Origin of the sequence: Pseudonocardia sp. ICBG1293 (genome assembly GCF_020131355.1) — a bacterium.
Lineage (GTDB): Bacteria > Actinomycetota > Actinomycetes > Mycobacteriales > Pseudonocardiaceae > Pseudonocardia.
In genome coordinates, this window is the sequence record NZ_JAHLEL010000044.1 from 337,233 (window position 1) to 355,376 (window position 18,144).

At 76.0% G+C, this 18,144-nt stretch carries 16 protein-coding genes; 10 read left to right on the top strand and 6 right to left on the bottom strand.

Features of this window, described 5'->3' with window-relative positions; all coding sequences use genetic code 11:
- Positions 1-21 precede the first annotated feature (21 nt).
- A complete protein-coding gene (locus tag KPF47_RS21295; protein WP_224390512.1) occupies positions 22-687 on the top strand; it encodes a DUF3043 domain-containing protein in 666 nt (221 codons plus the stop codon).
- A 22-nt stretch (positions 688-709) separates the two neighbouring features.
- Here the strand turns inward: KPF47_RS21295 and KPF47_RS21300 are convergent, their stop codons facing one another.
- Positions 710-1,324: a VOC family protein gene (locus tag KPF47_RS21300; protein WP_224390513.1), complete on the bottom strand. Its 615-nt coding sequence runs from the start codon at positions 1,322-1,324 to the stop codon at positions 710-712.
- 42 nt (positions 1,325-1,366) lie between these two features.
- Between KPF47_RS21300 and KPF47_RS21305 the strand changes: the two genes are divergently transcribed.
- On the top strand, positions 1,367-3,313 hold the full coding sequence (locus KPF47_RS21305) for a bifunctional adenosylcobinamide kinase/adenosylcobinamide-phosphate guanylyltransferase (protein ID WP_224390515.1): 1,947 nt from the start codon (positions 1,367-1,369) through the stop codon (positions 3,311-3,313).
- The gene (locus tag KPF47_RS21310; protein ID WP_224390517.1) at positions 3,310-4,167 is read left to right on the top strand and encodes an adenosylcobinamide-GDP ribazoletransferase; all 858 of its coding nucleotides are present in this window, start codon (positions 3,310-3,312) and stop codon (positions 4,165-4,167) included. Before KPF47_RS21305 ends, KPF47_RS21310 begins: the two co-directional genes overlap by 4 nt.
- Positions 4,168-4,339: 172 nt before the next feature.
- Here the strand turns inward: KPF47_RS21310 and KPF47_RS21315 are convergent, their stop codons facing one another.
- The 3 genes from KPF47_RS21315 to KPF47_RS21325 all read right to left on the bottom strand — a co-directional run bounded on the left by KPF47_RS21315 (position 4,340) and on the right by KPF47_RS21325 (position 8,029).
- A complete protein-coding gene (locus KPF47_RS21315) occupies positions 4,340-5,461 on the bottom strand; it encodes a branched-chain amino acid aminotransferase (protein ID WP_224390526.1) in 1,122 nt (373 codons plus the stop codon).
- A gap of 62 nt (positions 5,462-5,523) precedes the next feature.
- Complete coding sequence (gcvT, locus tag KPF47_RS21320) at positions 5,524-6,651, bottom strand: glycine cleavage system aminomethyltransferase GcvT (protein ID WP_224390527.1); 1,128 nt, start codon at positions 6,649-6,651, stop codon at positions 5,524-5,526.
- Positions 6,652-6,670: 19 nt separating this feature from the next.
- Positions 6,671-8,029 carry a hypothetical protein gene (locus KPF47_RS21325; RefSeq protein WP_224390528.1) on the bottom strand — a complete coding sequence of 453 codons (1,359 nt, stop codon included), beginning with the start codon at positions 8,027-8,029 and terminating at the stop codon, positions 6,671-6,673.
- Between the two features lie 213 nt (positions 8,030-8,242).
- Here KPF47_RS21325 and KPF47_RS21330 point away from each other — a divergent pair, with 213 nt between their 5' ends.
- On the top strand, positions 8,243-9,751 hold the full coding sequence (locus KPF47_RS21330; protein ID WP_374108881.1) for a leucyl aminopeptidase: 1,509 nt from the start codon (positions 8,243-8,245) through the stop codon (positions 9,749-9,751).
- 7 nt (positions 9,752-9,758) lie between these two features.
- On the opposite strand, the gene KPF47_RS21335 is transcribed toward KPF47_RS21330, so the two are convergent.
- The gene (locus KPF47_RS21335) at positions 9,759-10,319 is read right to left on the bottom strand and encodes a hypothetical protein (protein ID WP_224390530.1); all 561 of its coding nucleotides are present in this window, start codon (positions 10,317-10,319) and stop codon (positions 9,759-9,761) included.
- 92 nt (positions 10,320-10,411) lie between these two features.
- Between KPF47_RS21335 and KPF47_RS21340 the strand changes: the two genes are divergently transcribed.
- Positions 10,412-11,260 (top strand): SDR family oxidoreductase, encoded by an 849-nt coding sequence (locus KPF47_RS21340; RefSeq protein ID WP_224390531.1) that lies wholly within the window; start codon positions 10,412-10,414, stop codon positions 11,258-11,260.
- Between the two features lie 8 nt (positions 11,261-11,268).
- On the opposite strand, the gene KPF47_RS21345 is transcribed toward KPF47_RS21340, so the two are convergent.
- Complete coding sequence (locus tag KPF47_RS21345) at positions 11,269-11,676, bottom strand: oxidoreductase (RefSeq protein WP_224390532.1); 408 nt, start codon at positions 11,674-11,676, stop codon at positions 11,269-11,271.
- Positions 11,677-11,877: 201 nt separating this feature from the next.
- Here KPF47_RS21345 and lpdA point away from each other — a divergent pair, with 201 nt between their 5' ends.
- From lpdA to lipB, 5 genes are all read left to right on the top strand, one after another.
- Positions 11,878-13,269 carry a dihydrolipoyl dehydrogenase gene (gene lpdA, locus KPF47_RS21350; RefSeq protein ID WP_224390533.1) on the top strand — a complete coding sequence of 464 codons (1,392 nt, stop codon included), beginning with the start codon at positions 11,878-11,880 and terminating at the stop codon, positions 13,267-13,269.
- Between the two features lie 53 nt (positions 13,270-13,322).
- On the top strand, positions 13,323-15,110 hold the full coding sequence (gene sucB / locus KPF47_RS21355) for a 2-oxoglutarate dehydrogenase, E2 component, dihydrolipoamide succinyltransferase (protein WP_224390535.1): 1,788 nt from the start codon (positions 13,323-13,325) through the stop codon (positions 15,108-15,110).
- Positions 15,111-15,245: 135 nt separating this feature from the next.
- On the top strand, positions 15,246-16,136 hold the full coding sequence (locus tag KPF47_RS21360) for a TIGR01777 family oxidoreductase (RefSeq protein ID WP_224390537.1): 891 nt from the start codon (positions 15,246-15,248) through the stop codon (positions 16,134-16,136).
- A complete protein-coding gene (locus KPF47_RS21365; protein WP_224390539.1) occupies positions 16,133-17,398 on the top strand; it encodes an NAD(P)/FAD-dependent oxidoreductase in 1,266 nt (421 codons plus the stop codon). The genes KPF47_RS21360 and KPF47_RS21365 overlap by 4 nt, the downstream gene beginning before the upstream one ends.
- Positions 17,399-17,408: 10 nt before the next feature.
- Positions 17,409-18,131, top strand: a complete 723-nt coding sequence (gene lipB, locus KPF47_RS21370) for a lipoyl(octanoyl) transferase LipB (protein ID WP_224390540.1) — start codon at positions 17,409-17,411, stop codon at positions 18,129-18,131.
- Positions 18,132-18,144 lie beyond the last annotated feature (13 nt).

The following is an 18,144-nucleotide window of genomic DNA, read 5'->3' on the forward strand; positions in this document are numbered from 1 at the left end:
CGGCCCGTAGTGTGGACACCTGTGAGGTTCCTGCGCCGCTCCGAGAGCTCCGACCAGGCCGGTCAGACGGTCGTCGAGCCCCCGGCGGACACGGACGCTGCGGAGACGGAGGACGAGGGCGCGACCCGCTCGCGTCCCCACACCACCCCCGGCAAGGGCCGGGCGACGCCGAAGCGCCGTGACGCCGAGGGCAGGCGGCGCGGTCCCGCGCCGCCCCCACCGCGCACCCAGCGGGAGGCCGCGAAGCTGGCCCGCGCCACCCGGCCGTCGAAGGACGAGCGCCGGGCCAAGGCACTGGAGCGCCGCAAGCGGATGGACGCCGGCGACGACCGCGTGCTGCTCCCCCGCGACCGCGGCAAGGTGCGGGCCCACGTGCGCGACATCGTCGACTCGCGCCCGCACGTCATCGGGCTGTTCCTGCCGCTGGCCGCGCTGGTGCTGGTCGCCGCGCTGATCCAGAACCCGGTGATCCAGCAGTACGTCACGCTGTTCACGTTCCTGATGCTGATCGTGATGGTCGTCGAGGGCACGCTGCTGGGCATGCAGGTCCTGAAGAAGGCCCGTGCCAAGTTCCCCGACGAGGAGATCAAGGGCCTCGGCACCGGGTGGTACGCGTTCTCCCGCGCCACCCAGCCGCGACGCATGCGGGTGCCCAAGCCGCGCGTCAAGCGCGGCGACGCGGTCTGACACCGTCCGGCGGGCCCTGGGCTCAGAGCACCAGCGGCCCGCCGGGCAGGTCCAGCACGGCCTGCAGCGACGGCGTCCGTCCCGCGACGACCTCGGCCTCCCCACCCGCACCGACCGCGTCGAGCAGTGCGGTCACCCGCTCCGGTTCGGGGTGGGTCAGGCGCAGCGTGCGCAGGCTCGCCGGGACCGGCAGGTCGGCCGACGGGTGCCGGGTGGCGCCCCAGTCGATGAGGAACGGCAGCACCCCGCCCGCGTCGTCGGGCGGGAACGCCAGCCGCCACTCCAGCAGCGTGCCGTCCGGACGGCGGCGCGACATGTCGCGCGCCGGCCCGGGGTCGTGCCCGGCGGCGCGGGCCGCGGCGAGCGCGGTGTCCAGGTCCCCGACGCGCACCGCCCAGGTGACCAGAGCGGGCGCGGTCAGCGTGTCGATCCGGAAGGGGCGCGGTGCCCCGGGCTCCTCCTGCGCGGGGTCGGGGCCGACGACCTCCAGGTAACGGCCCGGCCCGATCCCGGCCAGGCGGTTACGGGTGCCGACACCCGGGTGCGGCCCGCCCTCCAGCGTGTGGAGATGACGTCCGGCCAGGTCAGCGGCGGTGTCGTCGACGTCGGGGGTGGCCAGGACCAGATGATCGAGCACCTTCGCGACGCTACCGCGGACCGGTAGGACACGATGTGCGGCGTGACTCCTCCCGTCGAACCGCGGACGCTCGTCCTCGGTGGCACGCGCTCCGGCAAGTCCCGGCACGCCGAGGAACTGCTCGGCGACGACGCGGCGGTCCGCTACCTCGCGACCGGGCGGCGGATCCCCGGCGACGCCGACTGGGACGCGCGCATCGCCGCGCACGCCGCCCGCCGCCCCGTCCACTGGACCACCGAGGAGGTGGGCGGCACCGGACTGGCCGCCGCCCTCGCCCGGCCCGGCCCCGTCCTGGTCGACGACCTCGCCACCTGGCTGACCGGGGTCCTCGACGACGCCGGCGCCTGGGACGCCCCGGTCGTGCCCGCCGCGGTCGACGCCGCGGTCGAGGGGCTGGTCGCCGCGGTCGCCGCGGCGCCGGGGCCGGTGGTGCTGGTCTCCGCCGAGACCGGGCTGGGTGTGGTTCCGGACACCCGCGCCGGGCGGGTGTTCCGTGACCGGCTGGGCGAGCTGAACGCCGCCGTCGCCCGGGTGTGCGACGACGTGGTCCTGGTGGTGGCGGGGCGGGCGCTCCCGTTGCCCGCCGCGGGCGCCGGACCGGGCGCCACGACCACACCGGTGGCCGCCACGGGTGGCACCGTCGCGACCGCGACCCCCGCCGGCCCCGCGACCCCTGCCGGCCCCGCCACTCGCGCCGACCCCGCGACTCCCGCCGACCCCGCCACTCCCGCCACCCTCGTCGGCCCCGGCGACACCGCCGGCCCCGCCGATGCTCCCGGCGCGGAGGTCCCCGACCCCGACGGTGACGTCGCCGGCACCCCCGCCGGGGTCCCGGGTGCGGTCCTCCCCGTCACCGGGGCGGCTGCGGGCGACGTCGCCGGTGCCGCCGCGACACCGGCCTCGGTCACCGAGTCCGACGTGGAGATCGTCCCGGTGACCGTCGGACGGCCGGACTCCCGCAGCCGCCGGGAGGCCGTCGCACTGGTCGAGGGGCTCGCGATGCCCACCGGCGGGCTCGGCAGGCTCGGCGAGCTGGGCGTCTGGCTGGCGTCCTGCCAGGGCGCCTGTCCCCCGCAGGCCCCCGTGCGGGCCCGGGTCGTGCTGCTCGCCGCCGACCACGGCATCGCCGCGAACGGCGTCTCGGCCTACCCGCCGGAGGTCTCCGCGGTGCGCGCCACCGCCGCCGCGGCCGGGCGGTTGCCGGTCACCGTCGCCGCGCGGGCCGCCGGAGCGACCGTGCGGGTGGTCGACGTCGGGCTCGTCGCCGGGGCGGAGGGGGCCGAGCCGGGCTGGCTCGTCAGCCACGGCACCGGGCGGATCGACCGCGAGGACGCCCTGGACGGCGAGCGCGCGACCGCGGCGTGGCTGACCGGGCGCCGGCTGGCCGACGCCGAGATCGACGCCGGCGCGGACCTGCTGATCCCGGCGACGCTCGCCGTCGGGGCGACGACCCCCGCCGCGACGCTCGTCGCCGCGGTCACCGGGGCCGAGCCCGTCGCCGTCGTGGGGCGCGCGTCCGGGATCGACGACCGCGCCTGGATGCGCAAGGCCGTCGCGATCCGCGACGCGCTCCGCCGGGCCCGCCCGCACCTGCGCGACCCGCTGGCGTTGCTGCGCACCGTCGGCGGCACCGATCTGCTCGTGCTCGCCGGGTTTCTGGCCCGGGCCGCCGAGCGCAGGGTGCCCGCGGTCCTCGACGGGCTGGCCGTCGGCGCGGCGGCACTGCTGGCCGAGGAGCTGGCCCCCGGGGCGAAGGACTGGTGGGTCGCCGCACAGCCGTCGACCGAACCGGCCGCGACCCTCGTCCTGGAGCACCTCTCGCTGGTCCCCGTCCTGGACCTCGCGGTGCGGACCGAGGACGGGACCGCCGCGGTGACGACGCTGCCGCTGCTGGTGGGCGCGGCGCGGCTGCTCGCCGAGACCGGGTCCGCGCAGGACACCGGGGTGCTCCCGGGGGACGTGACCGCGCCGGCCGGCGCCGGACGGTGAGCGGACCCCGGCCCCTCGCCGGGCTCGGGCTGGCGGTCAGCTGGCTGACCGTCGTGCCCGTCCGGGTGCGCACCACCGCCGACGGCGCGCTGCCCGACGGCGTCGCCGCCGCCGCGCTGCGCTGGGCGCCCCTGGTCGGCGCCGGACTCGGCGCGGCCGGTGGTGCCCTGCTCGTGGTGCTGGTCGCCCTCGGGGTGTCCCCGCTGGTCGCCGGCCTGCTGACGGTCGGGGCGGGCGCACTCGCGACCCGTGGGATGCACATCGACGGTCTCGCCGACACCGCCGACGGCCTGGGCAGCTACGGTCCGCCGGAACGGGCGCTGCGGATCATGGCCGACGGCGGGGCGGGACCGTTCGCCGTCGTCACGCTGCTGGTGGTGCTGGGCGCCCGGGCCGCCGCGCTGGCACAGCTGGTCACCGCGCCGCCGGTGGCGGTGCTCCTGGTGTGCACGCTGGCCGCGGCGACCGGGCGGGCCGGGTTCTGCTGGGTCGCCCGCCGCGGGACGCCCGCCGCGCGCCCGGGTGGCCTGGGTGCGACGGTCGCCGGGTCGCAGCCGGTGTGGACGGCACCGCTGTGGTGGGCCGGCCTGGCCGCCGCCGCGGCCACCGCGCTCGTCGTCACCCTCGACCGGGCCGGCGGGCCGCAGCGGTACGCCTCCGTCCCGGGGGCGGGCCCGGCCGAGGTGGTGCTCGCCGTGACCGGGGCGGTGCTGCTCGCGGCGCTGCTCGTGGTGGGGCTGGCCCGGCACACCCGGCGGCGGTTCGGCGGGATGAGCGGCGACGTCCTGGGTGCGGCCTGTGAGCTCGGCGGCACCGCGGTCCTCGTCGTCCTGGCGGCAGCGCTGACCGGGTGACCCGCACGGCGTGATCCGGCCGGTCCGGGCGGCCGGCATCGCACGGCCGGGGATCAGCGCCGCCCGGGGATCAGCACCGCAGCTGCGCCGGGGATCACCGGTTGTGGAGCGCAGCGTCCGCGAGGCGGGCGCGACACCCCACAACCGGTGATCACGGGCCGGGCCGGGCCGGTCAGACCGACGCGGGGGCCGGGACCAGGGTGTGCATCCAGCCGTGCGGGTCCGGCGCCGCGCCGCGCTGGATCCTGGTCAGCGCCTCGCGCAGCTGCAGGGTGATCGGGCCGGGCTCACCGTTGCCGACGGTCACCTCACCACCGCTGTGTTTGACCGTCCCGATGGGGGTGATGACCGCTGCGGTGCCGCAGCCGAACACCTCGGTCAGGACCCCGCTCGCGGCCCCGCCGAGCCACTCCTGGCCGGAGATGCGGCGCTCGACCACGGAGATCCCGAGGTCCTTCGCCACCGTGATCAACGAGTCGCGGGTGATGCCGGCGAGCACCGAGCCGCGCAGGTCCGGCGTCGCGACCTCGACCGAGCCGTCGTCGGAGCGGAAGACGAAGAACAGGTTGTTGGAGCCCATCTCGTCGATCCACTGGCGCTCCTCGGCGTCGAGGTAGGCGACCTGGGCGCAGCCGTGCTGGGCACCGACCGCCTGCGGCAGCAGCGACGCCGCGTAGTTCCCACCGCACTTGGCGGTGCCGGTGCCGCCGAGCGCGGCGCGGGTGTACTCGGTCTCCAGCCACACGTCCATCGGCTGGACGCCACCGGCGAAGTACGGCCCGGCGGGCGAGGCGATCACCGAGTAGAGGTACTCCGAGGACGGCCGCACCCCCAGCCCGACCTCGGTCGCGATCATGAAGGGCCGCAGGTAGAGCGAGTCCTCACCACCGGCCTCGGGCACCCACTCGGAGTCGACGGCGAGCAGCTCGGACAGCGAGGCGAGGAACAGCTCCTCGGGGAGCTCGGCCATCGCCAGCCGCCGGGCGGAGCCGGCGAACCGGGCGGCGTTGGCATCGGGCCGGAACGAGGCGATCGAGCCGTCGGGCTGGCGGTAGGCCTTGAGCCCCTCGAAGATCTCCTGGCCGTAGTGCAGGACCATCGACGACGGGTCCAGCGTCATCGGCCCGTAGGGCACGACCGCCGGGTCGTGCCAGCCGGTCCCCGCGGTCCACCGGATCGTGACCATGTGGTCGGTCATGTACCGGCCGAAGCCCGGTGCGGCCAGTACGTCGGCGCGCCGCTGCGGGGACGCCGGGGCGGGGTTGCGGGTCACGGAGAACTTCGGCGCGCTCATGACACGAACGGTATCCCCGGCGTCCACCCGGCAGACAGTCGGATTCCCGACCGTCGGACGGGTCACCGCACGTGGGAGGGCACCAGGGGCGGCTTCACGACCTCCACCGGCAGCGCGCGGCCCCGGACGTCGATCACCAGCGGGTCGCCGACGGCCACCCCGCCCGCGGTGTCGACCAGGGCGAGCGCGATACCGGTGCGCAGCGTCGGGGAGAACGTCCCCGAGGTGACGACGCCGACCGGCGCGCCGCCCTCGCCGTCGAGGACGGTCATGCCCGCCCGCGGGACACCGCGGCCGGTCGCCCGCAGCGCCCGCAGGCGCCGCGCCGGGCCCGCCGCGCGCTCGGCGAGCAGGGCGTCCCGGCCCCAGAACGCGGGCTTGTCCCAGCCGACCGCCCAGCTGCTCCCGGCCTGGACCGGGGTGATCTCGGTGGACAGCTCGTGGCCGTGCAGCGGGTAGCCCATCTCGGTGCGCAGCGTGTCCCGCGCCGCGAGACCGCAGGGCCCGCCGCCCACGGCCCGGACGGCGTCGAGCAGGGAGTCCCACATCGCCGGGGCCGCCCCGGCAGGGAGGACCACCTCGTAGCCGAGCTCGCCGGTGTAGCCGGTGCGGCAGATCCGCACACCCCCGTCGGCGAGACCGCCCTCCAGGTCGGTGAACGCCATGTAGTCCAGGTCCGTGACACCCTCGCCGGCGGCACCGAACGCCGCGGCGAGGGCCTCGGCGGAGCGGGGGCCCTGCACGGCGAGCACCGCGAGCTCGCGGTGGCGGTCGGTGATCGTGACCCCGGGCGGGGCGTCGGCGGCGAGCGCCGAGACGATCCGGGTCGAGTTCGCGGCGTTCGGGACGAGGAGCAGGTCGTCGTCGGACGCCAGGTAGACGATCATGTCGTCCTCGACGCCGCCGCGGTCGTCGCAGGCCAGGGTGTACTGGGCGCGGCCCGGGCCGATGCGGCCGAGGTCGTTGGTGAGGCAGGCGTTCAGGTGCGCGGCCGCCCCCGGCCCGGAGATCGGGACGGTGCCGAGGTGGCTGACGTCGAACAGGCCCGCCGTCTCGCGGACCGACGTGTGCTCGGCGACCGTGCCGCCCGGGTAGGAGATCGGCATCGACCACCCCCCGAACTCGCCGAGGGTGGCGTCGAGGGCGACGTGCCGGTCGTGCAGCGGGCTGGGCAGGAGCTCGTCGGTCACGCCCGCGACCCTATCGGCCTCAGGCCGCCTGCTCCTCGGGATCGCTGCGGGGCACCGGATCCTCGGCCGCGGCGCGGGCGCGCGAGCGGGCCGAGACCGCGCACAGCACCCAGCCCGCGGCGAGCGCCGTGGCCGTCCCGAGGAGCGGCCACAGCGGCATCGACGCGGCGACGACGAGGCACCCCGCCCCACCGGCGACGGCGACCACCGCCGCCCGCACCGGGCGACCCGGCAGGCGGAGCACCGCCGCGTGCACCATCGCGTGGTGCACCAGGGCCGCCACCACGGTGATCACGATCGCCGTCGTCGCGGACAGCAGCAGGGTCATGGCCAGGGTCAGCGCGCCGAGAGTCAGGTCGGCCGCCCACGGTGTGCCCCGGGACCCGCCGCGCCCCAGGAACGCGGGCAGCTCCCCCTCGCGGGACAGCCGGGCGGCCCCGGCCGCGGCCCGCGACAGACCCCCGAGCAGCGCGGCCACGGTCGCGGCGGCGGCCCCGACCCGGACCAGCACCCCGACCTGGGCGCTGCTGCTGGTGTCCATCAGGGCGGCCAGCGGTGCCGACGCCGACGCCAGCCCGGACGCACCGAGCCCGCGCAGCAGGGCCGCCGACAGCAGGAGCAGCAGCAGCGTGGTGATCATGACCGCGAGCGCGGGGGCCCGCCGGATCGCCCGTGCCGGGTCGCGCAGGCCACCCCCGAGCTCGGCGACGCGGGACAGCCCGGTGAAGGCGAGGACGACGAACCCGGCGGCGGCGAGCACGCCCAGCGGGCCCGGCTCGATCGCGGCCTGCAGCGTGGCCACGGCCGGGTCGTCGGGCGTCCCGGCGCCGTCGGCCGCGACGCCGGCACCGGTGGCCGCGGCCGGCATCGCCGAGGACAGCACCGCCTGCGGGCCGTCCGAGCTGAGCCCGACCCCGATCGCGAGGGTGAGGGCGAGCACCGTGCCCACGACCAGCCCGCGCGAGGCACCGGGCGAGATCCGCACGCCGAAGGCGTTCACCGCGACGACGGCGAGCACCGCCACCACCGCGATCGTCACCGGCTGGGTGGGCAGCACGTAGGCGCCGAAGACCAGCGCGGCGGCCGCACCGGCGGCGGCGCGCGAGGTCACCCGCGCGACCGCGCCCAGGCGCAGTGCCGGGGCGGGCAGGTCGCCGCGGGTCAGCTCCGGCCCCGCCGGACGGGCGAGCGCCAGGTGCGCGGTCGAGCCGACGACGCCGAGCGCGAGCAGCGCGGCGAGGAGCACCCCGAGCGGGAACCAGGTACCGGCCGACGCGGCCGCCGGGCCGAGCGCGGCGTACAGCCCGGTACCGAACATCGCCGACAGGGCGACGACGACCGCGGTGACGGTCGGGATCCGGTACGGGGGGCGCGGCACCCGCTCACCATCCCATCCACCCCTGTGCCGCGCGGCGCCGCGGGGGTGTCATTACCATCTCGGTCCGGTCTCGTCGGTCGCCCGCCACCCGGCTCCCCACCCGGCCGGCGCAGGGGACGTGTGCGCTGGTCACCCAGGGTGAGATCAGGCGGCCCGGAGCCACACGTCCGATACCACCGCCCGCGTCCGACCCCGAGGAGTGCCCCCGTGCCGATCGACGTCCCGACCCTCCCGCAGACCGCCGCCCACAGCGGTGCCGAGCCGGAGGCGGCCGTCGACGCCGTCGTGGTCGGTCTGCACGCCCCCGCGGCCGACGCCGCCGACGGCACCGGCCCCGCGCTCGCCGCGGGCGCCGACGGCGTCGACGCCGCGTTCTCCGGGGAGCTGCTGGAGCTGCTCACCACCGTCGGCGCGACCGGCAAGGCCGAACAGGTCGTCTCGCTGCCCACCCGCGGGGCGCCGTCCGCGCCGCGACTGGTGGCGGTCGGTCTGGGTCGCCCGGCCGAGGGCCCGAAGGCCGCCGAGGCGGTCCGGCGGGCAGCCGGCGCCGCCGCCCGCGCCCTGGCCGGCACCGGCTCGGCGCTGAGCACGCTGTCCGCCCTCGACGAGGAGGCCGCCGTCGTCGGCGCCGTGCTCGGCGGGCACCGCTTCGACCGGCACCGCTCCTCCCCCGACGCCGCGTCCGCCCCGGTCGGCTCGTGGTCGTTCACCGGCACCGACGACCGGGCCGTCCGGCGCGCGACGCTGGTCGCCGAGGCCGTGGTCACCGCCCGGGACCTGGTCAACACCGCGCCCAACGTGCTGGTCCCGGAGACCTTCGCGGCGCACGCCGTCGCACTGGGCGAGCGCGCCGGGCTGGTCACCGAGGTCCTCGACGACGCGGGACTGCGGGAGAACGGCTACGGCGGGATCACCGGCGTCGGGAAGGGATCGTCGAACCCGCCCCGGCTGGTCCGGCTGACCTGGAACGGCGGCGCGGCCGCGGCGAAGCGGGTGGCGCTCGTCGGCAAGGGGATCACCTTCGACACCGGCGGCATCTCGCTGAAGCCCAACGCCGGCATGGCCGACATGACCTCGGACATGGGTGGGGCGGCGGCCGTCGTCGCGACGGTCGTGCTGGCCGCGAGGCTGGAGCTGCCGGTCACCGTGACCGCGACCGTGCCGATGGCGGAGAACATGCCGTCCTCGACGGCGTACAAGCCCGGTGACGTGCTGACCATGTTCGGCGGCACCACCGTCGAGGTGCTCAACACCGACGCCGAGGGACGGCTGATCCTCGCCGACGCGATCGTCCGCGCCGCCCAGGACGATCCCGACTACCTGGTGGAGACCTCGACGCTGACCGGAGCGCAGCTGGTCGCGCTCGGCATGCGCACGGCCGGGGTGATGGGCTCCGACGAGCTGCGCGACCGGATCGCCGCGCACGGCGTCGCCACCGGCGAGGACGCCTGGGCGATGCCGCTGCCGGAGTACCTGCGCAGCGACCTGGACTCGCGGGTGGCCGACATCAGCAACGTCAGCGGGCAGCGGTTCGCCGGGATGCTGCTGGCGGGCATGTTCCTCAAGGAGTTCGTGCCGGCCGGGCTGCCGTGGGCGCACATCGACATCGCCGGGCCGTCGTTCCACACCGGCGGGCCGCGCGGCTACACCACCAAGGGCGGCACCGGGGTGCCGGTGCGCACCCTGCTGGCGTTCCTGGAGGACGTGGCCCGGAACGGCTGACGCCGCCTCAGCGGTCCTGCAGCGCGTCCAGCGCGACGGCGAACGCCGCGGCCAGCCGGAAGTCGACGCGCGGGTCGGGGACGGACACGTCGTAGGCGTCGCGCAGCGACCACTTCCGGTCGCTGCTCATCAGCGGCGTGCCGTCGGCGTCGTCGGTGACGTCGAAGTGGTACGGCAGCGGCAGGTTCTCCGCGACCCGGCGCAGCAGCGCGACCCCCAGGCTGCGCTCGCGCCCGGTCGCGGCGAGCCCGGGTGCGCTCAGCGTCCACGTCGAGCGCAGGAGGCTCGCCCCGAACCGCTTGCCGAAGGTGCCGATCACCTGCCCGTGCTCGTCGATCACGTCGTGCTCGGCGCGGACGTCGAGGCGCTGGCGGGCCCGGAAGGAGAACACCGCGCGCGAGCGGCTGTCGTCGGCCCAGAAGGTGACCTGCTCCTTGAAAGCGAACCGCTTCTGCTGGGCGAAGGCCATCAGCGCGCCCTGGCTGCCGTCGGGGTTCGCGGCGTGCACGTCGTAGCGGTTCACGCCGAGGGTGATCCGCTGGCGGACGAGGAAGCGGGGAAGGTGCATCGCGGCCGTCACGGGGCCCGAGTCTGGCCGGACCGGATCCGGGCGGCGACACCGGACCGGGGGTTACCCACGGGTAGGGCATACTGCCGCCCATGAGCCGGCAGCGTCGTCGACACGAGGTCCCCACGCACGCCCCGCGCTCCGCGGTGGTCACCGGCGCCGCCCGCGGCATCGGCGAGCAGATCGCCCGCGAGCTGGTCGGGCGCGGTTACCGGGTGCTGGTCACCGACGTCGACGGCGCCGCGGCGCAGGCCACCGCGACCCGGATCGGGGCCGCCGCCGGTACCGCCTGCGACGTCACCGACCCGGCCGCGTCCGCGGGCGCGGTGGCGCGGGCCCGCGAGCTCGCCCCGCTGGGGGCCTGGGTGAGCAACGCCGGTGTCGGGTTCGACGGCACCGTCGCCGACATCGCCGAGGCCCGCGCCCGCGCGCTGGTCGAGGTCAACCTGCTGGGCCCGCTCTGGGGCGCGCGCGCCGCGGTGGCCGCGTTCCGCGAGCAGGCCGCCGACGGCTCCGCCCGGGGCGGCGAGATCGGGGTGACGGTGTCGCTGTCCGGGCTCGGCCCGGTACCCGGCCTGTCGGTCTACGCGGCGTCGAAGGCGGGCGCCCTGTCGATGGTGTCCGCGCTCGCCTCGGAGGTGCGCCGCGAGGGCATCGGGGTGCACGCGGTGTGCCCGGACGGGGTGAACACCGAGCTGCTGCGGTCGATGACGCCCGGCGGCCAGGGCCAGGCACTCGTGCGCTCGGGGGTGCTGGTCACCCCCGAGCAGGTCGCGACGGCGCTGGTCGGGATGTTCGGGACCGGCCGGGTGTACCGCACGCTGCCGGCCTGGCGGGGTGCGCTGCTGCGGCTGACCGCGCTGGCCCCCGGTCCCGCGCTGCGCCTGGAGCCCGCGATGCGCGCGCTGGGCGAGCGGCGCGCCCGCTCGCTGCGCCCCTGACGGGCCGGTCAGGCGTCGCGGTCCTTGGCCCGCAGCTCGCGCAGCATCCGCTCCTGACGCTCACGCTTGCGCAGGGCACGGTCGCGGGCGTCGTGCTCGCGCATCCGGTTCGGGTAGCCGACCAGCTGCACGTCGTAGATCGGCATCTGCAGCGACCGGGCCAGCTTCTTCGCCGCGTTCGGATTCGCGACCCGTCTGCGGGTCCACTCCCCGTCGTGCGCGACGAGGACGACCGTCGTCTCCGTCACGGTCGTGCGCGGCTCGACGAAGGCCTCGACCCCGATCCGGGCGGCCGACCACTCCCGCAGGTGGGACTCCCCCTCCGCGTACCTGCCACGCCTCCCGCCGGAGCCGGATCCCCGGCCGGACCTGGGCCCCGACGGTCCCCGTGACCGGAACAGGTCGAGCAGACCCATGCGCGTCGTCCTCTCCTCGATCCGGTCGCACCCCGACGAACCGGACACGGTAGCTCCAGGTACCCAACGAACGGGATCACGGATTTGCTCCCGACACCCCCGTGGCGCAGCCGCGGCCGGATGACAAGATGGTCGCCGCGTAGCGGGGTCCCGTCCGGCGGAGCCGGTCCACCGGTGGTGACCCCCGGAGGGAGCTGATCGGTGTCCGACCCGGGCGCTCGTTCCGCCGACCTGGTGATCCTGGGCGGCGGCTCCGGTGGCTACGCGTGCGCGCTGCGGGCCGCGGAGCTGGGGCTGTCGGTCGTCCTGGTCGAGAAGGACAAGCTCGGGGGCACCTGCCTGCACCGCGGCTGCATCCCGACCAAGGCGCTGCTGCACGCGGCCGAGGTCGCCGACCACGCCCGCGACGGCGGACAGGTCGGTGTCCGGTCCACCTTCGACGGCCTCGACATGGCCGGGGTGAACGCCTACAAGGACCGCGTGGTCTCCCGGCTGTACACGGGCCTGCAGGGCCTGGTCGCCTCGCGCGGGATCACCGTGGTGCCCGGCGCGGGCACCCTGGAGGGTCCCGGCACCGTCCGGGTCGGCGACGAACGGATCACCGGCCGCCACGTCGTGCTCGCCACCGGCTCCTACGCACGGTCGCTGCCCGGTCTGGAGCTCGACGACCGCGTCGTCACCTCCGACGCCGCGATCTCCCTCGACGAGGCCCCGCGCCGGGTCGTCGTGCTCGGCGGCGGTGTGATCGGCGTCGAGTTCGCCAGCGTGTGGCGCTCCTTCGGGGCCGAGGTGACGATCGTCGAGGCGCTGGGGCGGCTCGTGCCGAACGAGGACGAGTTCTGCTCCACCCAGCTCGCGCGGGCGTTCCGGCGGCGCCGGATCGCGACCCGCACCGGGGTGCGGTTCGCGGCGGCGACCCGCAGCGGGGACACCGTCACCGTGTCCCTGGAATCCGGTGAGGAGATCGAGGCCGACCTGCTGCTGGTCGCGGTCGGCCGCGGTCCCAACACCACCGGTCACGGCTTCGCCGAGGCCGGCGTCGCGATGGACGGCGGGTTCGTCACCGTCGACGAGCGGCTGCGCACGAACCTCGACGGCGTGTACGCCGTCGGCGACGTCACCCCCGGTCTGCAGCTCGCCCACCGCGGCTTCGCGCACGGGATCTTCGTCGCCGAGGACGTCGCGGGGCTGGCGCCCCGCCCGGTCACCGACGACGGCATCCCGCGCGTCACCTACTGCGACCCCGAGGTCGCCTCGGTCGGGCTGACCGAGGCCGCCGCGCGGGACCGCCACGGCGAGGTGCACACCCTGACCTACGACCTGGCCGGCAACGGGAAGTCGCAGATCCTGCAGACCTCCGGCGCGGTCAAGCTCGTCGCCGAGGGACCTGCCGGGCAGGGCGGGCGCGTCCTCGGCGTGCACATGGTGGGCTCCCGGATCGGGGAGCTCGTCGGGGAGGCACAACTGGTCTACAACTGGGAGGCTCTGCCCACCGACGTCGCCCCGCTGATCCACGCCCACCCCACCCAGAGCGAGGCCCTCGGAGAGGCCCACCTCGCGCTGGCCGGGAGACCGCTGCACACCCACGGCTGATCCCGGCCCCACGACCCGAACACCCACGCGGAACAAGAGGAGCTCCACCCGACATGGCCGTCACCGTTGAGATGCCCGCCCTGGGCGAGAGTGTCACCGAGGGCACCGTCACCCGTTGGCTCAAGGCCGAGGGCGACACCGTCGAGGTCGACGAGCCGTTGCTCGAGGTCTCGACCGACAAGGTCGACACGGAGATCCCGTCGCCGGCCGCCGGCGTGCTGAAGCGCATCATCGCGGGCGAGGACGACACCGTCGAGGTCGGCGGCGAGCTCGCCGTCATCGGCGACGCCGACGAGGCGGACGACACCGGTTCCGACTCCTCCTCCGAGAAGGCCGAGGAGCCCGCGGAGTCCGAGCCCGAGCCGGAGCAGGCCGAGGAGGAGGCCCCGAAGCCGTCCTCCGGTGGCTCGTCGTCCGGCGGGGGCTCCGGCACCCCGGTCACCATGCCCGAGCTCGGCGAGTCGGTCACCGAGGGCACCGTGACCCGCTGGCTCAAGCAGGTCGGCGACGCCGTCGAGGTCGACGAGCCGCTGCTCGAGGTCTCCACCGACAAGGTCGACACGGAGATCCCGTCGCCGGTCGCGGGCACCGTGCTCGAGCACACCGTCGCCGAGGACGAGACCGTCGAGGTCGGCGCCCAGCTCGCGCTGGTCGGGGACGGCTCCGCCGCCCCGTCGCAGGACGAGGCCCCGGAGCCGGCGAAGGCCCCGGAGAAGAAGGAGGAGCCGAAGCAGGAGGCTCCGAAGGCCGAGGCCCCGAAGTCGGAGACCCCGAAGAAGGAGCACCCCAAGGCCGAGGAGAAGCAGGAGAAGGCCCCGGCCGGCTCCGAGGACTCCCCCGCCGGGAAGATCGAGCCGTCGTCCAACGGCTCGGGCTCGGGTGAGAAGCCGTACGTGACCCCGCTGGTGCGCAAGCTGGCCCAGGAGCACGGCGTCGACCTCGACTCCGTCACCGGGTCCGGTGTCGGCGGTCGCATCCGCAAGCAGGACGTGCTCGCCGCCGCCGAGCAGGCGAAGGCCCCGGCGCAGGAGAAGCCGTCCGCCCCGGCGTCGCAGCCCTCCTCCGGGGGCGCGCCGAAGGAGCCGCAGGCCGTCCCGACCCGCGCGGAGAACGCGCCGGAGCCGGGCACCACGGTCAAGCTCCCGCGTCTGCGCCAGGTCATCGCCCAGCGGATGAACGAGTCGCTGGCCACCTCGGCCCAGCTGACCACCGTCCAGGAGGTCGACCTCACCCGCATCGTGAAGCTGCGGAACCGGGTCAAGGAGGACTTCAAGCGCCGCGAGGGCGCCAACCTCACCTTCCTGGCCTTCATCGCCAAGGCCACCATCGAGGCGCTCAAGGCGTTCCCGTCGGTGAACGCCTCGATCTCCGAGGACAACAAGCAGGTCACCTACCACGGCGCGGTCCACATGGGCATCGCCGTGGACACCCCGCGCGGCCTGCTCGTCCCGGTGATCAAGGACGCCGACGACCTGTCGCTGGCCGGCATCGCCAAGAAGATCGCCGACGTCGCGGCCCGCACCCGGGCCTCGAAGATCGGTCCGGACGAGCTGTCCGGCGGCACCTTCACGATCACGAACATCGGGTCCGCCGGCGCGCTGTTCGACACGCCGATCATCAACCAGCCCCAGGTCGCCATCCTGGGCACCGGCGCGATCTCGAAGGAGCCGAAGGTCGTCACCGGCCCGGAGGGCGACGACGTCATCGCCGTCCGCTCGGTCTGCTTCCTGCCCTTGACCTACGACCACCGCCTGGTCGACGGCGCCGACGCCGGCCGCTTCCTGTCGGCGGTCAAGGCCCGGCTGGAGGAGGGCGCGTTCGAGGCCGAGCTCGGCCTCTGACCCGCAGGTGCGCACGACGGCCCGTCCCGGATCCCGGGGCGGGCCGTCGCCGTTCACCCGTCCGAGTGATCGGGTGACGACGGTCGCGGCATGTCCGGCTCGCGCGCTCGCCCGGGACCGGGAAGTATCGCGGCCGTGCGAGTCGTCGTGGCCGGTTCGTCCGGACTGATCGGAACAGCCCTGGTCGCCCATCTGCGGGGCGCGGGACACGAGGTGCTGCGCCTGGTGCGGCGCAGCCCCGCCGCCCCCGACGAGCGCGGCTGGGACCCTCCCGCCGGCACGCTGCAGGACGGCACCCTCGACGGGGCCGACGCGGTCGTGAACCTCAACGGTGCCGGCATCGCCGACCGGCCGTGGACGGGGGCGCGCAAGCAGCTGATCCGCGACTCGCGCAACGTCCCCACCGACGTCCTCGCCGAGGCCGTGGCCCGGCACGGGGTTCCGGTGCTGGTCAGCGGCTCGGCCGTCGGCTACTACGGGGACACCGGCGCGGTCGTCGTCGACGAGTCCGCGCCGTCGGGCTCGGGGTTCCTCGCCGACGTCTGCCGGGACTGGGAGGCCGCCACCGCCCCCGCCGCCGACGCCGGCGCCCGGGTCGTGCTGGTCCGCACCGGACTGGTGCTGTCCCCCTCCGGCGGGCTGCTCGCGATGCTGCGGCCGCTGTTCAAGGGGTTCCTCGGCGGGCGGATCGGCAGGGGCACCCAGTACATGCCGTGGGTCTCGCTCGACGACCAGGTCGCCGCGATCCGCTTCGCCGTCGAGACCGCGGAGCTGCGCGGCCCGGCGAACGTGACCGGGCCCGTCCCGGTCACCAACGCCGAGTTCACCAAGGAGATGGCCGCCGCCGTCGGCCGCCCGGCGCCGTTCCCGGTGCCCGGTCCGGTGATCTCCACCGTGCTCGGCGAGATGGGCCGCGAGATGCTGCTCGGCGGCCAGCGGGCGGTGCCCTCGGCGCTGCTCGAGGCCGGTTTCCAGTTCCGCCACCACACCATCGGCGACGCGCTCTCGGCCGCGGTCGGGTCATGACCCCGTCCGGGGTCGACGTCCTCGTCGTCGGGGCGGGCCTGGCCGGCCTGCGCGCCGCCACCGTCCTGCACCGCCACGGGCTCACCGTCCGCGTGCTGGAGTCCGCCGACCGGGTCGGCGGACGGATGACGACCGACGTCGTCGACGGTTTCCGCTGCGACCGCGGGTTCCAGGTGCTCAACACCTCCTACCCCGCGCTGCACGCCGCACTGGCCCCGCACGGGCTCGACACCCTCGCCGCGCGGGCGTTCGAGCCCGGTGCCGCGATCCGTGCGGGCGACGGCGAGCTGCACCGGTTCGTCAACCCGCTGCGTCGCCCGGCCTCGGCCCCCGCCACCGCCCTGGACGACCTGTTCGGCCCGATCGAGAAGGCCAAGCTCGTCGCCTGGACCGCGAAGGTGCTGGCGTCGCCGCCGTCCCGGACCGCGACGCTGGTCGGCTCCTCCGCCGCCCGGGACCTCGACGCCGCCGGGCTCGGCGGCGCGGTCACCGACCGGTTCCTGCGCCCCTTCCTGTCCGGGGTGCTCGCCGAGACGGCGCTGGAGACCTCGGCCGCCTTCGTCCGGCTGGTGTGGCGCAGCTTCGCGCTCGGCACGATCGTCGTCCCCGACGACGGCATGGAGGCACTCCCCCGGCGTCTGGCCGCGGCGCTGCCCGAGGGCACCGTGACGCTCGGGACCTGGGTGCACGCCGTGCGCGGTGGGCCGGCCCCCGCCCTGGACACCGACGGCGGCACCCTGTCCGCGCGGGCGGTCGTCGTCGCGGCGGACCCGCGGACCGCGGCCGCGCTGCTCCCCGGGGTGGCCGAGCCGCGGATGAACGCGCTCACGACGTTCTTCCACCTCCCGCCGCAGGCCCCGACCGCAGATCCCCTGCTCCACCTGGACGGCACCGGCGGGCCGGTCGTCAACACGATGGTGATGACCGCGGCCGCGCCGGGCTACTCCGCCGACGGGCGCCCGCTGGTGGCGTCCTCCATCGTCGGCACCCCGGGGGGCACCGGCGTCGACGAGCCCACGGTGCGCCGCGAGCTGGCCCGGATCTGGGGCGTGGCCACCGACGACTGGACGCACCTGCACACCGCGCAGGTCGACGAGGCCCTGCCGCTGTTCGAGGCGGGCCGCCCGGTCCGCCGCGACGTCGACCTCGGCGAGAACCTGTTCGTCGCGGGCGACCACCGTGACACCCCGTCCACCCAGGGGGCGCTGGTCAGCGGACGCCGGGCTGCGCAGGCCGTCCTCGCCCGGCTGGGCGCGGCGTAGGCTCGCCGTCATGCCCGCTCCGCACCTGTCCTGCCGCGCCGGAACCGAGGACGTCCGGGTCGACCGCCTGGGTCACGTCGAGTACCAGGCGGCGTGGGACACCCAGAAGGCGCACGCCGCCGCGCGCAAGGACGGCGGGCCCGACGTGCTGATGCTGCTGGAGCACCCGCCGGTGTACACCGCCGGACGACGCACGCGACCCGAGGACCGGCCGACCGACGGCACCCCCGTCGTCGACGTCGACCGGGGCGGGCGCATCACCTGGCACGGGCCGGGGCAGCTCGTCGGCTACCCGATCATCGCGCTCGGCGAGCCGATGGACGTGGTCGACTACGTCCGCCGCCTCGAGGAGGCCCTGATCCGGGTCTGCCACGACCTCGGCGTGACGAGCGCGGGCCGGGTCGAGGGCCGCTCGGGCGTCTGGCTGCCCGCCCAGGGCTTCACCCCCGAGCGGAAGGTCGCGGCGATCGGCGTCCGGATCGCCGGCGGCGTCACCCAGCACGGCTTCTCCGTCAACTGCGACGCCGACCTGGGCGACTTCGGCAAGATCGTGCCGTGCGGGATCGCCGACGCCGGCGTCACCACCCTGACCGCGGAGCTGGACCGCGAGGTGACCGTCGACGAGGTCGCCGGCCCGGCGGCCGCCGCCGTGCTGGACGCGCTCGACGGGCGGCTGCCGGTCGCCGAGCACCCGGTGGTCCGCCAGGTCGACCTGATGTCCGGTCTGGGCTGAGCCCGCGACACCC

Coding starts and splice junctions, on each gene's coding strand:
- KPF47_RS21315 (WP_224390526.1), bottom strand. CDS start 5,461: ATGAGCGCGCCGAAGTTCTCCGTGACCCGCAACCCCGCCCCGGCGTCC.
- KPF47_RS21335 (WP_224390530.1), bottom strand. CDS start 10,319: ATGCACCTTCCCCGCTTCCTCGTCCGCCAGCGGATCACCCTCGGCGTG.
- KPF47_RS21340 (WP_224390531.1), top strand. CDS start 10,412: ATGAGCCGGCAGCGTCGTCGACACGAGGTCCCCACGCACGCCCCGCGC.
- KPF47_RS21345 (WP_224390532.1), bottom strand. CDS start 11,676: ATGGGTCTGCTCGACCTGTTCCGGTCACGGGGACCGTCGGGGCCCAGG.
- sucB (WP_224390535.1), top strand. CDS start 13,323: ATGGCCGTCACCGTTGAGATGCCCGCCCTGGGCGAGAGTGTCACCGAG.
- KPF47_RS21365 (WP_224390539.1), top strand. CDS start 16,133: ATGACCCCGTCCGGGGTCGACGTCCTCGTCGTCGGGGCGGGCCTGGCC.
- lipB (WP_224390540.1), top strand. CDS start 17,409: ATGCCCGCTCCGCACCTGTCCTGCCGCGCCGGAACCGAGGACGTCCGG.